The sequence below is a fragment of the Pantoea sp. CCBC3-3-1 genome (assembly GCF_007981265.1).
Classification (GTDB): Bacteria; Pseudomonadota; Gammaproteobacteria; order Enterobacterales; family Enterobacteriaceae; genus Erwinia.
Genome location: NZ_CP034363.1, coordinates 1,382,939 through 1,397,941, shown reverse-complemented (window position 1 = coordinate 1,397,941; position 15,003 = coordinate 1,382,939). Strand labels below are relative to the sequence as shown.

General features: G+C 51.5%; 11 protein-coding genes and 7 tRNA genes. 16 read left to right on the top strand and 2 right to left on the bottom strand.

The window, feature by feature from the left end; translation table 11 throughout:
• Positions 1 to 108: 108 nt before the first annotated feature.
• Positions 109 to 2,142 carry an N-acetylglucosamine-specific PTS transporter subunit IIBC gene (nagE, locus tag EHV07_RS06655; RefSeq protein ID WP_147196258.1) on the bottom strand — a complete coding sequence of 678 codons (2,034 nt, stop codon included), beginning with the start codon at positions 2,140 to 2,142 and terminating at the stop codon, positions 109 to 111.
• A 337-nt stretch (positions 2,143 to 2,479) separates the two neighbouring features.
• Here nagE and nagB point away from each other — a divergent pair, with 337 nt between their 5' ends.
• The 12 genes from nagB (at position 2,480) to EHV07_RS06595 (ending at position 9,357) form a co-directional block, all read left to right on the top strand.
• Positions 2,480 to 3,280 (top strand): glucosamine-6-phosphate deaminase, encoded by an 801-nt coding sequence (gene nagB / locus EHV07_RS06650; RefSeq protein WP_147196256.1) that lies wholly within the window; start codon positions 2,480 to 2,482, stop codon positions 3,278 to 3,280.
• A gap of 54 nt (positions 3,281 to 3,334) precedes the next feature.
• Positions 3,335 to 4,483 carry an N-acetylglucosamine-6-phosphate deacetylase gene (nagA, locus tag EHV07_RS06645; RefSeq protein ID WP_147196254.1) on the top strand — a complete coding sequence of 383 codons (1,149 nt, stop codon included), beginning with the start codon at positions 3,335 to 3,337 and terminating at the stop codon, positions 4,481 to 4,483.
• A 7-nt stretch (positions 4,484 to 4,490) separates the two neighbouring features.
• The gene (locus EHV07_RS06640; protein WP_147196252.1) at positions 4,491 to 5,711 is read left to right on the top strand and encodes an N-acetylglucosamine repressor; all 1,221 of its coding nucleotides are present in this window, start codon (positions 4,491 to 4,493) and stop codon (positions 5,709 to 5,711) included.
• A 32-nt stretch (positions 5,712 to 5,743) separates the two neighbouring features.
• Positions 5,744 to 6,496: an HAD-IIA family hydrolase gene (locus EHV07_RS06635; protein ID WP_147200552.1), complete on the top strand. Its 753-nt coding sequence runs from the start codon at positions 5,744 to 5,746 to the stop codon at positions 6,494 to 6,496.
• 283 nt (positions 6,497 to 6,779) lie between these two features.
• Positions 6,780 to 8,447 (top strand): asparagine synthase B, encoded by a 1,668-nt coding sequence (asnB, locus tag EHV07_RS06630; RefSeq protein ID WP_147196250.1) that lies wholly within the window; start codon positions 6,780 to 6,782, stop codon positions 8,445 to 8,447.
• 216 nt (positions 8,448 to 8,663) lie between these two features.
• Positions 8,664 to 8,740: transfer RNA gene (locus EHV07_RS06625), tRNA-Met, on the top strand.
• Positions 8,741 to 8,752: 12 nt separating this feature from the next.
• A tRNA-Leu gene (locus EHV07_RS06620) sits at positions 8,753 to 8,837 on the top strand.
• A gap of 25 nt (positions 8,838 to 8,862) precedes the next feature.
• Positions 8,863 to 8,937 (top strand) — tRNA-Gln (locus EHV07_RS06615).
• Between the two features lie 34 nt (positions 8,938 to 8,971).
• Positions 8,972 to 9,046, top strand: a tRNA-Gln gene (locus tag EHV07_RS06610).
• A 36-nt stretch (positions 9,047 to 9,082) separates the two neighbouring features.
• Positions 9,083 to 9,159: transfer RNA gene (locus EHV07_RS06605), tRNA-Met, on the top strand.
• A gap of 7 nt (positions 9,160 to 9,166) precedes the next feature.
• Positions 9,167 to 9,241, top strand: a tRNA-Gln gene (locus tag EHV07_RS06600).
• A 41-nt stretch (positions 9,242 to 9,282) separates the two neighbouring features.
• Positions 9,283 to 9,357, top strand: a tRNA-Gln gene (locus EHV07_RS06595).
• Positions 9,358 to 9,507: 150 nt separating this feature from the next.
• On the opposite strand, the gene ubiF is transcribed toward EHV07_RS06595, so the two are convergent.
• Complete coding sequence (gene ubiF / locus EHV07_RS06590; RefSeq protein ID WP_147196248.1) at positions 9,508 to 10,686, bottom strand: 3-demethoxyubiquinol 3-hydroxylase; 1,179 nt, start codon at positions 10,684 to 10,686, stop codon at positions 9,508 to 9,510.
• Between the two features lie 196 nt (positions 10,687 to 10,882).
• Here ubiF and miaB point away from each other — a divergent pair, with 196 nt between their 5' ends.
• The 4 genes from miaB to corC all read left to right on the top strand — a co-directional run bounded on the left by miaB (position 10,883) and on the right by corC (position 14,997).
• Complete coding sequence (miaB, locus tag EHV07_RS06585) at positions 10,883 to 12,307, top strand: tRNA (N6-isopentenyl adenosine(37)-C2)-methylthiotransferase MiaB (protein ID WP_147196246.1); 1,425 nt, start codon at positions 10,883 to 10,885, stop codon at positions 12,305 to 12,307.
• 206 nt (positions 12,308 to 12,513) lie between these two features.
• A complete protein-coding gene (locus tag EHV07_RS06580) occupies positions 12,514 to 13,575 on the top strand; it encodes a PhoH family protein (RefSeq protein ID WP_147196244.1) in 1,062 nt (353 codons plus the stop codon).
• Positions 13,572 to 14,045 carry an rRNA maturation RNase YbeY gene (gene ybeY, locus EHV07_RS06575; RefSeq protein WP_147196242.1) on the top strand — a complete coding sequence of 158 codons (474 nt, stop codon included), beginning with the start codon at positions 13,572 to 13,574 and terminating at the stop codon, positions 14,043 to 14,045. The genes EHV07_RS06580 and ybeY overlap by 4 nt, the downstream gene beginning before the upstream one ends.
• Before the next feature lie 73 nt (positions 14,046 to 14,118).
• A complete protein-coding gene (gene corC, locus EHV07_RS06570; RefSeq protein WP_147196240.1) occupies positions 14,119 to 14,997 on the top strand; it encodes a CNNM family magnesium/cobalt transport protein CorC in 879 nt (292 codons plus the stop codon).
• Positions 14,998 to 15,003 lie beyond the last annotated feature (6 nt).

Genomic DNA, 15,003 nt, shown 5'->3' with positions numbered 1-15,003 from the left:
ACGGAGTATGATCCACAAAGCCACGAAGGGAAACAACCGTTTGTTAGTATACAGGAAAAAAAAGGGCAGGAATCGCTTCCTGCCCTGGGCATTTCGTTAAATCAGGACTCAGTTTTTAACTTCATAAACAGGCGTTTCTCCGGCAACCACCGTGGTTCCGGCCAGCAGCCTGATTCCGCTGAAGTCGTCAATGTTACTGACCACCACCGGGCTGATCATTGAACGCGCATTTGCATTGAGGAAATCCAGATCCATTTCAAGGACCGGCTGTCCGGTTGTGACCTGTGCGCCCTCTTCAACCAGGCGACTAAAGCCCTTCCCTTCCAGCGCCACGGTGTCGAGGCCCATATGAACGACGACCTCAATACCGCTATCGGTTTCCAGGCAGAAAGCATGGTTAGTATTGAAAATTTTCACTACGGTACCGCTGGCGGGTGAAACCACAGTGCTGCTGGTAGGCTTGATAGCCAGTCCATCGCCTACAGCTTTGCTGGCAAACGCTTCATCAGGAACCTGTTCCAGCGCAACCACTTCGCCGCTAACTGGCGCGACCAGCGTAGCAACCACCCCCGTCACCTTGTTTGGTACAAAAGCGGGTACAACCGGAGCCGCCGCAACCCCGGCCGACACCGGCGCACTCGCTGCGCTAACCGGGCCTGTCGCCAGCACGGTTTTCATCGCCGAGGCAATGGTTTCGGCCCGCGTACCGACAATAATCTGCACGCTCTGTTTGTTAAGACGAATCACGCCCGACGCTCCCAACCGTTTGGCCAGTGATTCGTTAACCGCATTACTGTCCTTAACGTTCAGGCGTAAACGCGTAATACAGGCATCAATGGCAGTCAGGTTTTCGGAGCCGCCTGCGGCGCTAACATAGTGGCGAGCTAACGATTCTGTTTCTGATTCTCCATTGCCCGTCTTATCAACATTTACGTCATAACCATCGGTTTCATCGCCTTCAACAGCCAGCTCGCGGCCAGGCGTTAACAGGTTGAATTTTTTGATAGTAAAACGGAATACCACGTAATAGATAACAAAGAACACTAAGCCCTGCGGGATCAGCATATACCAGTGCGTAGCCAGCGGATTGCGCGACTGTAGCACCATATCCACCAAACCGGCGCTAAAGCCGAAGCCTGAAATCCAGTGCATGCTTGCAGCGATGTAAACAGAGAGACCCGTTAGCACGGCATGAATGAAATACAACACCGGAGCCACAAACATAAAGGAGAATTCCAGCGGCTCGGTGATACCGGTAAAGAAAGCGGCAAACGCAGCGGCCAGCATAATCCCGCCGACTTTGGCGCGGTTTTCCGGACGTGAGCATTGATAAATTGCCAGCGCGGCACCCGGTAAGCCGAACATCATCACCGGGAAGAAACCGGCCTGATAACGCCCCGTAATGCCTACCACGGCTTTACCGCTTTCCAGCGACTGAGCGCCGCCCAGGAAATTAGGAATATCATTAATACCCGCGACGTCGAACCAGAATACGGAGTTCAGCGCATGATGCAGACCAACCGGAATCAGCAAACGGTTAAAGAATGCATAAACACCCGCGCCCGCGGAGCCGAGCTTCTGAATATGCTCACCAAAGCTGACCAGGCCGCCAAAGATTAACGGCCAGACGTACATCAGGATAAAGGCGATTAGAATCATCAGGAAGGAGACCAGAATCGGCACCAGACGACGACCGCTGAAGAAAGAGAGCGCCTTAGGAAGTTCAACATGGCTGAAGCGGTTGTACATTTCGGCAGAAATGATCCCGACCATGATGCCTACAAACTGGTTTTCGATTTTACCGAAAGCCGCAGGCACCTGATCGACCGGGATTTTCTGAATCATAGAGACCGCAGCAGGTGAACACAGCGTCGTGACCACCAGGAAGCCGACAAAGCCGGTCAACGCAGCGGCACCGTCTTTGTCTTTTGACATTCCATAAGCCACGCCGATCGCAAACAGCACCGACATATGTTCAATGATTGCGGCACCGGACTTGATCAGTAAGGCCGCAAAAGCGTTGCCTGCACCCCATGCATCCGGGTCCAGCCAGTAGCCGATCCCCATCAGGATTGCGGCAGCAGGTAGCGTCGCTACCGGCACCATCAGTGCCCTGCCTACTTTTTGCAAATAACTAAGCATTTCCCTCTTCCCCCTGTGAGCCCCGTTGAAGCGTCAAAACCCGTTTCGTTTTTATCATGGTAAAAATGTCATATTGATAACGACAGAATAATGCGGTGGAGTGTAGTGAAAAATTAATTCGTTACGCAAATTAAAACCCTCACTTCTGTGATTTTTATCACCTAAAACCGCTTTTTTATTCGCCTGGCACTGGTCATGCATAGCAACTTATTTTATGATCTAAAAAATCATTACGGTTTTATCCCTCGCGGATATCAGCCCTGACGCGATACGCTTTATCTTAGCAGTAAGGGCACCGTCAGACGCTTTTCAAAATCTGTTTTTAATGAGGTAATACATGAGACTGATCCCTCTGGCAACGCCAGCCCAGGTCGGAAAATGGGCAGCACGTCATATCGTAAATCGCATCAACGCCTTCCAGCCGACTGCTGAACGCCCTTTTGTGCTTGGACTGCCTACCGGCGGCACGCCGCTGGAAGCCTACCGCCATCTGGTTGATATGCATAAAGCGGGCCAGGTTAGCTTTAAACACGTTGTGACTTTCAACATGGATGAATACGTCGGTTTGCCAAAAGAACATCCAGAAAGCTACCACAGTTTTATGCACCGCAATTTTTTCGATCACGTTGATATTTCACCTGAAAATATCAATCTTCTGAATGGCAATGCGCCTGATATTGACGCAGAATGTCGCCAGTATGAAGAGAAAATCCGCGCTTACGGCAAAATCCATCTGTTCATGGGCGGCGTAGGCAACGACGGTCATATCGCCTTCAACGAACCGGCTTCATCGCTGGCTTCACGCACCCGTATTAAAACCCTGACTCAGGATACGCGCCTTGCTAATTCTCGCTTCTTCGATGGCGATGTTGATCAGGTTCCAAAATACGCGTTAACCGTGGGTGTTGGCACCCTGCTGGATGCTGAAGAAGTGATGATTTTGGTGACGGGTCATGTAAAAGCTCAGGCGCTTCAGGCTGCGGTAGAAGGCAATGTGAACCATATGTGGACCATTAGTTGCCTGCAATTGCATGCCAAAGCGGTTGTGGTGTGTGACGAACCCGCCACGATGGAGCTGAAAGTTAAAACGGTTAAATACTTCCGCGAAATGGAAGCGGAAAACGTCAAAAATCTGTAAATCATCGACACACCGTTATCGGGCGTGATGCCTGATAACACCGGGAGAAAATGTATGTACGCTTTAACCCATGGTCGTATTTATACCGGCCACGAAGTACTGGACAATCATGCTGTTGTTATTGCTGATGGAATGATTGAGCGAGTTTGTCCTCTTGAGGCGCTTCCTGCTGGCACAGAAACCCGTGATGTTAATGGCGCGCTAATTGCTCCCGGTTTTATTGACCTGCAGCTAAACGGCTGCGGCGGCGTCCAGTTCAATGATGATATCAATGCCATCAGCGTTGAAACCCTGACCGTGATGCAGCGGGCAAATGAGAAGTCGGGCTGTACCAGCTTCTTGCCTACGCTGATTACCAGTACTGATGAATTGATCAAACGTGCCGTTGAGGTGATGCGTGCTTATCTTGCGCAAAATGCTAATCAGGCGCTTGGGCTGCACCTTGAAGGCCCGTGGCTTAATCCATTGAAGAAGGGGACGCACGATCCCGCGTTGATCCGCAAGCCGGATGCCGCGCTGGTCGATTTCCTTTGTGAAAACGCCGATGTCATTGCAAAAATTACGCTGGCACCAGAACAGGTCGACAGTGAGATCATCACGCGACTGAGCAAAGCGGGCATTGTCATTTCCGCCGGACATTCCTACGCCACCAGCGACGAAGCGCGTGAAGGGATTTCTGCCGGGATCAGTTTCGCCACCCATTTATATAACGCGATGCCGCCTATTACGGGTCGCGAGCCGGGCTTGATCGGCACTCTGTTCGATTCACCTGACGTCTGGTGCGGCATTATCGCTGATGGTTTACACGTCAACTACGTTAATATTCGTAATGCAAAACGCCTGAAAGGCGACAAATTAATTCTGGTTACTGACGCCACTGCGCCAGCAGGTGCAGCCATTGACCAGTTCATTTTTGCAGGAAAAACAATATACTATCGGGATGGTCTTTGCGTTGACGAACAGGGTACGCTCAGTGGTTCTGCCTTAACGATGATCGAAGCTGTGGCGAACAGCGTCGAACATGCGGGCATTTCACTGGAAGAATCACTGCGGATGGCAACGCTTTATCCAGCGCGCGCTATGGGTGTAGAGGATAAGTTAGGTTCAGTTACGGCCGGAAAAGTAGCGAATCTGACGGTTTTCACCCGTGACTATCAAATAATCCAGACTTTCGTTAATGGTGACGAAGTCTTAAGCGAGTAGAAACTGAATGACCACTGGCGGCCAGGCTCAAATAGGAAATGTCGATCTTGTAAAACAACTCAACAGCGCGGCCGTTTATCGGCTTATCGACCAGCAAGGGCCGATATCGCGCATTAAGATCGCCGAACTCAGCCAGCTAGCGCCCGCCAGCGTCACAAAAATCACTCGTCAGCTTATTGAACGCGGGCTGATTAAAGAAGTCGATCAGCAGGCCTCCACCGGAGGCCGCCGCGCTATCTCAATCATCACCGAAACGCGGGGCTTTAATACCATCGGCATTCGTCTGGGCCGAAATGACGCCACGCTCTCCCTGTTTGATCTCAGCGGTAAGTCACTGGCGCAGGATGACTATCCCCTCCCCGAACGAACCCAGGAAACGCTGGAAAATGCGCTGTTTAGCGCTATCGCCCGCTTTATTGAGCAGCACCAGCGTAAGATACGAGAGCTGATTGCCATTTCGGTGATCTTACCCGGCCTGGTTGACCCGGATAATGGCGTCATCCGTTATATGCCGCATATTCATGTGCATCACTGGCCGCTCGTCGCTAATCTGCAACAGCGCTTTAATGTCACCAGCTTCGTGGGACACGATATCCGTAGCCTGGCGCTTGCGGAGCACTACTTCGGTGCATCACGCGACTGTGCGGACTCTATTTTAGTGCGAGTTCATCGCGGAACCGGTGCCGGGATCATCGCAAACGGCCATATTTTTCTTGGCAGCAATGGGAATGTTGGCGAACTGGGTCATATTCAGGTTGATCCGCTCGGCGAGCGTTGCCACTGTGGCAATTTCGGCTGCCTGGAAACGATTGCCGCCAACGGTGCTATCGAAAACCGCGTCCGTCAGTTATTGACTCGCGGCTATCCCAGCATACTGAGTATGGATGACTGCCAGATCGCGAAGATTTGTAAGGCCGCTAACCGGGGCGATGCGCTGGCAGCTGAAGTTATTGAATATGTCGGCCGTCATCTTGGAAAAGCAATCGCTATCGCTATCAACTTATTCAATCCACAAAAGGTGGTTGTTGCCGGTGAGATAACGGAAGCAGATAAAATTCTGCTACCGGCGATTCAAGGCTGCATCAATACTCAGGTGCTAAAAGCCTTCCGAAAGAATCTGCCGGTGGTGCGTTCTGAAATCGATCATCGTTCAGCGATTGGCGCTTTTGCGCTGGCGAAGCGCGCTATGCTGAACGGCATCCTATTACAACATTTACTGGAAAGTTAATGAGCACTCTGACTCTGAATGACAGCGAAAAGATGACGATAAAAAACGTGATCTGCGATATTGATGGCGTGCTGATGCATGACAACACCGCAGTGCCTGGGGCGAATGAGTTTTTGCAGCGTATTCTGGATAAAGGTATGCCGCTGGTCGTGCTGACCAATTATCCTTCTCAGACTGCCCTTGACCTCGCTAACCGCTTCTCTTCTGCCGGTATCGAACTGCCCGAAAGCGTCTTTTATACGTCAGCGATGGCAACCGCCGATTTCCTGCGCCGTCAGGAAGGAAAAAAAGCCTATGTGGTTGGCGAAGGCGCGCTTATTCATGAACTTTATAAAGCCGGTTTCACCATTACCGATATCAACCCGGATTTCGTTATCGTTGGTGAAACCCGCTCGTTTAACTGGGATATGATGCAAAAAGCGGCCTGGTTTGTTGCCAACGGCGCGCGGTTTATTGCAACAAACCCGGACACCCACGCTCGCGGCTTTGTGCCTGCCTGCGGCGCGCTGTGTGCGGGTATTGAAAGAATTTCAGGCCGTACGCCTTTCTATGTTGGTAAACCCAGCCCGTGGATTATGCGGGCGGCACTGAACAAGATGCAGGCTCACTCGGAAGAGACCGTTATTGTTGGCGATAATCTGCGTACCGATATTCTGGCTGGTTTCCAGGCCGGATTGGAAACGATTTTGGTGCTGTCTGGCGTTTCAACATTAAGCGACATTGATGCGATGCCGTTCCGGCCCAGCTGGGTTTTCCCGTCCGTTGCGGATATCGATATCCTGTAAATTCCCGCCCGGCCACTGCGTCGGGTTTTTTTACCTTAACAAGCTGATTAATTATTAACCTGATTTGCAATAAATTTATCGATTCGATAATAAAAAACCCCTTTCATTGAATAATCACTAAAAATATCACCTGGGCAACAGCCTTTTTTCCAAAGAAAGGCTAAAACGCTTGCATCAGGATAGCGATATAGCGCATTTTCTTATCTATCGGGCGAACAAATCGCCGTTCATGATTCGTTATCATCACCATCACCGTTGCGGGATGTCGTTAGGGAGTAAGGCTATGTGTTCTATTTTTGGCGTTTTAGATTTGAAAAGCGATGCTGCTGAGCTACGTAAGGAAGCCCTGAAGCTTTCCTGTCTGATGCGTCACCGTGGTCCGGACTGGTCCGGCGTCTATGCGGATGACCACGCTATTCTGGCGCACGAGCGCCTGTCTATTGTCGATGTTAACAACGGCGCACAGCCTCTTTATAACGCCGCGCATACCCACGTGCTGGCAGTGAACGGTGAAATCTACAACCATCAGGCGCTGCGTGCAGAACTGAGCGATCGTTATACGTTCCAGACCGAATCTGACTGTGAAGTGATTCTGGCGCTTTATCAGGAAAAAGGCGTGGACTTCCTGGATGACCTGCAGGGCATGTTCGCTTTCATTCTGTACGACACAGAAAAGAAAACGTATCTGATTGGTCGTGACCATATCGGTATTATTCCGCTGTATATGGGCAACGATGAGCACGGCAACCTGTTTGTCGCTTCCGAAATGAAAGCCCTGGTGCCGGTGTGTAAATCAATTAAAGAATTCCCGCCAGGAAGCTACCTGTCCAGCACCGACGGCGAGATTCGCCGTTACTGGCAGCGTGACTGGTTCAGCTATGAAGCGGTTGAGCACAACAAGACCGATGCGGCGGCGCTGAAAGAAGCGCTGGAGGAATCGGTTAAAAGCCACCTGATGTCCGATGTGCCTTATGGCGTACTGCTCTCAGGCGGTCTGGACTCGTCTGTTATCTCTGCGATAACGAAAAAGTTTGCAGCAAGACGTGTTGAAGATCAGGACCAGAGCGATGCCTGGTGGCCACAGCTGCACTCATTTGCCGTCGGTCTGGAAGGCTCTCCCGATCTGAAGGCAGCAAAATCTGTTGCCGAGCATCTTGGCACCGTGCACCACGAAATTCATTTCACCGTGCAGGAAGGCCTGGATGCCATTCGCGACGTGATTTATCACATTGAAACTTATGATGTGACAACCATTCGCGCTTCAACACCCATGTACCTGATGTCACGTAAGATCAAAGCGATGGGCATCAAGATGGTGCTGTCGGGCGAAGGCGCAGATGAAGTATTTGGCGGCTACCTTTATTTCCATAAGGCGCCAAACGCGAAAGAATTCCATGAAGAAAACGTGCGTAAGCTGCTGGCTCTGCATATGTTTGACTGCGCTCGTGCTAACAAAGCGATGTCTGCATGGGGTGTGGAAGCGCGTGTGCCCTTCCTGGATAAAAAATTCCTTGATGTGGCAATGCGCATTAACCCGGCCGATAAAATGTGTGGCGCTAACGGCAAAATGGAAAAACATATCCTGCGTGAATGTTTCTCTTCTTACCTGCCAGAAAGCGTTGCATGGCGTCAGAAAGAGCAGTTCTCCGACGGCGTGGGCTACAGCTGGATTGATACGCTAAAAGAAGTGGCTGCAAAGCAAATTAGCGATCGGCAGCTGGAAACGGCTCATTTCCGTTTCCCATACAACACGCCTGGCTCAAAAGAAGGCTATTTGTATCGTGAGATCTTTGAAGAGCTGTTCCCGGTTCCAAGCGCAGCAGAATGCGTGCCGGGTGGCCCATCCGTGGCCTGCTCATCCGCTAAAGCCATTGAATGGGACGAAGCGTTCAAAACCATGGACGATCCTTCAGGCCGTGCCGTAGGCGTTCACCAGTCCGCTTATAAATAATCTGTCTTTTTCAACATCATCGGGCCGTCAGCGGCCCGTTATTGTTTTAAAAGAGCCGTTTTTTTAGCGGGTTTTGTTGATTTAGTCGCCATACTGGTTATAAGCCAGACAAACGAATCATTTAAGATAAAAAACGGGAAAAAACTTGTTGACGCTTTCAGGCCAACTTAGCATAATGCGCCCCGCAACGCCGATGAAGGTAACGCGAAAAAAGAAGGCTACTTAGCTCAGCTGGTTAGAGCACAGCACTCATAATGCTGGGGTCACAGGTTCGATTCCCGTAGTAGCCACCATCTTTTTTTAGCGCGGGAGTGGCGAAATTGGTAGACGCACCAGATTTAGGTTCTGGCGCCGCAAGGTGTGCGAGTTCAAGTCTCGCCTCCCGCACCATTTCTGACAGCGGTATTGCATGTGTTGGGGTATCGCCAAGCGGTAAGGCACCGGTTTTTGATACCGGCATTCCCTGGTTCGAATCCAGGTACCCCAGCCAGTTTTTCTGATGGGTTGTGCTTGTAAGCGGACATTGGGATATCGCCAAGCGGTAAGGCACCGGTTTTTGATACCGGCATTCCCTGGTTCGAATCCAGGTATCCCAGCCACATCAGATGTACTATAGTTGTAACGCAGTAAAATTAGGCTACTTAGCTCAGCTGGTTAGAGCACAGCACTCATAATGCTGGGGTCACAGGTTCGATTCCCGTAGTAGCCACCAATTTTATTGGGGTGTCGCCAAGCGGTAAGGCACTGGTTTCTGATACCAGCATTCCGGGGTTCGAATCCCTGCACCCCAGCCATAAAAAAGACGATCTGTTAACGCGGATCGCACCCAAGAAATTGGGGTGTCGCCAAGCGGTAAGGCACTGGTTTCTGATACCAGCATTCCGGGGTTCGAATCCCTGCACCCCAGCCAATAAGTAAAGAAGCCCGCTTTTGCGGGCTTTTTTACGTCTGTTGCTGGCTGAATATGTCTGGCGGGCTGACTTTTAACCTTTGCCCGGTGTCAGACTTTCCGGTAGCGGCCTCCATGCCGCCGGATCCTGGCCGTTTTATTTCAGCGTCTTTACAGTCCCAGCGCATAACGCAACGCCTGACGTTTTAACACGCCGGAACGTTCCGCAGCCATCAGGCCCAGATTGCGCAAAATACGTAAAGGCGCGGCAGGCGTACTGAACGCAAAATAAAACAGATCCATCCCTCCCTGCATTAACATATTATCTTTCAGCCGCTGGCGCTGGTAGCGTAACAAGACATTCTCCGCCGCCCAATCTTCAGCCCGATCGCGCGAGGCAGTAAGCGTATCGATTAACGCATCCACATCACGATAGCCCAGGTTAACGCCCTGCCCCGCTAAAGGATTGATGGTATGCGCCGCATCACCCACCAGAGCCAGACCGGGAAGAACGTAACGGGTAGCGTGACGCCGAACCAGGGGGAAGGATCCGGCGGTAACGGGCGTAACTCTTCCCAATCGTGCCGGAAAATGCTTTTTAATTTCCGCAGATAACTGAGGCATCGCCATCGTCTGGAGCTGGCGGATTCGGGCAGGACTGTCATACCACACCAGCGAAGCCCAGCCATCAAACAACGGCAGGAAGGCTCTTGGCCCTTCAGGCGTAAACTGTTGCCAGGTACAGTCGCCTGCATCCTGTTCACAGCGAACGCTGATAAGCATGCAGGATTGCGCATAATTCCAGCCATGAATCCCGATACCCGCCAGCTGCCGCACCTGCGAGCTGGCACCATCAGCGCCAACAACCAGGCGCGCGTGCAGATTTTCTCCGCTTTCAAGAGAGAGTTGCCAGCCACCGTTGCAAGGTTGCAGGTCCTTCAGCCGCGCCGGTGAGATCAACGTCACTTCCTGCTGCTGGAGTTGCTGCCAAAGAGCCAGTTGCAGCACGCTGTTCTCAACCATGTAGCCCAGCTCAGGCAATCCCAGTGATTCGGCATCAAAATTCACCTGTGCAGTATGCCACTCCCAAGTTTCCAGCTTGCGGTAAGGCGCGCTGCGCATCGCCTGTACACGAGACCAGACGCCCAGCTGGCGGAGAAGATCGACGGAAGCCGCGCCAAGCGCAGAGATCCTCACATCCGGCGTACTGTTGATATCGAATGCCGCCGGTTCCTGCTGTTCCAGCACGGCAACGCGGAACCCATGAGCTGCCAACCCACTGGCCAGCGCGGCTCCCACCATTCCGCCGCCTACGATAACAACATCCCATTTTTGCGTTTTTTCTGTCATTTTGTTTCCTGTCCATTGGACATTCGTGCGGCTTAGACCTACACACATCAAGGCTAATTCTGTTACCCTAAGTGTACCGGATTTTTGAGGGCTGACAGGCTGTTGCGAACAGAAAAGTCTGCGCACTGGTCACAACAGCAGCGAAACTTTACACTACGCGCCCTGCATTTCTTTCTGCATGACGAATGGCAACCAGATGACAAAAAAACTCTATATCAAAACCTGGGGCTGTCAGATGAATGAGTATGACTCATCCAAAATGTCTGACCTGTTAAACAGCACCCATGGGTTTACCCTGACTGACGTGGCGGAAGAAGCCGACGTACTGCTGCTCAACACCTGTTCAATTCGTGAAAAGGCGCAGGAAAAAGTTTTCCATCAGCTTGGGCGCTGGAAAACGTTTAAAGACACCCGGCCTGACGTTATTATCGGCGTTGGCGGCTGCGTTGCCTCGCAGGAAGGCGAACATATTCGGCAGCGTGCGCATTATGTTGATATCGTGTTTGGTCCGCAGACGCTGCACCGCCTGCCAGAGATGATCAATAGCGTCCGTGGTACCAAAAGCCCAATCGTTGATATCAGCTTCCCGGAAATCGAGAAATTTGACCGTCTGCCAGAACCGCGAGCCGATGGCCCTTCCGCTTTCGTCTCCATTATGGAAGGCTGCAACAAATATTGTACTTTCTGCGTGGTTCCTTATACGCGGGGTGAAGAAGTCAGCCGTCCTTGCGATGATATTCTGTTTGAGATTGCCCAGCTTGCAGCACAGGGCGTGCGTGAAGTAAATCTGCTGGGACAAAACGTTAATGCCTATCGCGGAGAAAGCTTTGACGGGGAAATTTGTACCTTTGCTGAGCTGCTTCGTCTGGTTGCCGCCATTGACGGTATTGACCGCATTCGCTTTACCACCAGCCATCCGATTGAGTTTACCGACGATATCATTGATGTTTACCGTGATACGCCAGAGCTGGTCAGCTTCCTGCATCTGCCGGTGCAAAGCGGTGCAGATCGTGTTCTGACGATGATGAAGCGTGCCCATACTGCGCTGGAATATAAAGCAATCATTCGCAAGCTGATTGCCGCCCGGCCTGATATTCAAATCAGCTCTGACTTCATTATCGGTTTCCCAGGCGAAACGCAGCAGGACTTCGAGCAGACGATGAAGCTGATTGGCGAAATCAATTTCGACACCAGCTTTAGCTTTATTTATTCGGCTCGTCCCGGCACGCCAGCCGCCGATCTGCCTGATGACGTGCCTGAAGAAGAGAAGAAGCAGCGCCTGTGGATCCTTCAGGATCGCATCAATCAGCAGGCGATGGCATGGAGCCGCCGCATGCTGGGCACCGTGCAGCGTATTCTGGTGGAAGGGACCTCGCGTAAAAACGTTATGGAGCTCTCTGGCCGCACTGAAAACAACCGTGTGGTGAACTTCGAGGGAACGCCGGAAATGATTGGCAAGTTCGTTGATGTTGAAATCGTCGACGTTTACACCAACTCCCTGCGTGGAAAAATTGTCCGCACAGAAGAACAGATGGGGCTGCGCACCATCGAAACCCCCGCTTCGGTTATTGCGCGTACGCGTAAAGAAAACGAACTGGGTGTAGGTCTCTTCCAGCCTTGATTCCCCGAAAAATTGCGGCATGCCTCGCAGGTATGCCGCTGCAAATCATCGTCCGACACTTGCTTTGTGCAGACCTCGCCCAAATATCATTTCTGATGCTTGCGCATTGGTGCACTGCCATAAATAATTCCGTTATGGCTACGCCTTTTGCAAAGCCCATACAAATGCCATCCTCAACCTGGCCCTGAGCGACCCAAAGGATTAGTTTGAATATTGAAACACGCGAAATCATCTTAGAACCTGCTGATAATCATCGTCTGCTGAGCCTGTGCGGACCGTTTGACGATAATATTAAGCAGCTGGAGCGCCGGTTGGGCATTGAAATCAATCGTCGCGACAACGCTTTCAAGCTGGTCGGTAAAGCGCTGACTGTCGATGCTGCCGTACGCATCCTGCGTGATTTATATGTCGATACAGCCCCTGTCCGCGGGCATATTCCGGATATCGATCCTGAACAGATTCATCTGGCGATTAAAGAGAGCCGGGTTCTGGAGCAAACCGCTGACAGCGTGCCGGAATATGGCAAGGCCGTGAATATCAAAACCAAACGCGGCGTTATCAAACCGCGCACGCCGAACCAGGCTCAGTATGTTGCTAACATACTTGACCATGATATTACCTTCGGGATCGGCCCCGCAGGTACGGGTAAGACCTACCTGGCGGTAGCAGCTGCGGTCGATGCGCTGGAGCGTCAGGAAGTACGGCGCATTTTACTGACCCGTCCGGCAGTAGAAGCAGGTGAAAAGCTGGGCTTCCTGCCAGGCGATCTCAGCCAGAAAGTCGATCCCTATTTACGCCCGTTATATGACGCGCTGTTTGAAATGTTAGGTTTTGAACGCGTGGAAAAACTGATTGAACGCAATGTGATTGAGGTTGCGCCGCTGGCCTATATGCGTGGCCGTACGCTAAATGATGCCTTCATCATTCTTGATGAAAGTCAGAACACCACCATCGAACAGATGAAGATGTTTCTGACCCGTATCGGCTTCAACTCAAAAGCGGTTATCACCGGCGACGTGACGCAGATTGACCTGCCGCGTAATTTAAAATCCGGCCTTCGTCATGCCATAGAAGTGTTATCCGAAGTCGAGGAAATCAGCTTTAACTTTTTCCACAGTGAGGATGTTGTGCGTCACCCGGTAGTTGCACGCGTCGTTATTGCCTATGAAGCCTGGGAAGCCGCCGACCAAAAACGTCGTGACGCTCAGGCAGAAGAACGTAAGCGTGAGTCACTTGCTCTACAGCAGGCCGCGCAGGAGCATAAATGAGTACCGTAATTCTTGATTTACAGTTAGCCTGCGAAAAGCCAGACGGCCTGCCAGCAGAAGCTGATTTCCGTCGCTGGCTGGAAGCAGTATTACCGCAGTTTCAGGAAGAAAGTGAAGTGACCATTCGTGTGGTTGATGAAGCCGAAAGTCATGAACTGAACCACACTTATCGCGGTAAGGATAAGCCGACAAACGTGCTCTCTTTCCCGTTTGAAGCTCCGCCCGGCATTGAGCTTCCTCTGTTGGGCGACCTGATTATCTGTCGGCAGGTCGTGGAGCAGGAGGCGATCGAACAGGAAAAGCCTCTGCTGGCGCATTGGGCTCATATGGTCGTGCATGGCAGCCTGCATTTATTGGGCTATGACCATATCGAAGATGACGAAGCGGAAGAGATGGAGTCCATCGAAACCGAGATAATGCTTGCTCTTGGGTATAACGACCCGTACATTTCGGAAAAAGATTTCCCGTAAACACCGTCCCTTTCGGCAATCCGTCGGAAGGGATACCCCTTCTCACAACATGAGTGACAGAAACAAAAACGCCATGAGCGATGACCATTCACAGAACAATGACAGTCCCAGTAGTAAAAAGGGATTTTTCACCCTTATCCTCAACCAGCTGTTTCACGGTGAGCCTAAAAACCGCGACGACCTGCTGGAGCTCATCCGCGATTCAGAGCAGAACGAGCTGATCGATCAGGATACCCGCGACATGCTGGAAGGCGTCATGGATATTGCCGAGCAGCGCGTGCGCGATATCATGATCCCTCGCTCGCAAATGGTGACGCTAAAGCGTAACCAGACGCTCGACGAGTGCCTGGACGTTATCATCGAATCTGCCCATTCCCGTTTCCCGGTAATCAGCGAAGATAAAGATCATGTTGAAGGCATTCTAATGGCGAAAGATTTGCTGCCGTTTATGAGCAGCGAATCTGAACCGTTCAGCATGGAAAAAGTGCTGCGTACGGCGGTTGTCGTGCCGGAAAGCAAACGCGTTGACCGCATGCTGAAAGAGTTCCGTTCACAGCGTTATCATATGGCGATTGTGATTGATGAGTTCGGCGGTGTTTCCGGACTGGTGACTATCGAAGATATTCTGGAACTGATTGTTGGTGAAATTGAAGACGAATATGACGATGAAGAAGATCGCGATATCCGTCAGCTGAGCCGTCATACCTACACGATCCGCGCATTAACGCCAATTGAAGACTTCAACGACGTGTTTGAAACGCACTTTAGCGATGAAGAAGTGGATACGATCGGCGGTCTGGTCATGCAGGCGTTTGGTCATCTCCCTGCGCGCGGAGAAAGCATTGAAATCGAAGGCTACCAGTTCAAGGTCGCTATGGCCGATAGCCGTCGTATCATTCAGGTCCACGTCAGAATTCCGGAAAATTCGCCGCAACCGATACTGGAAGAATAATTCCCT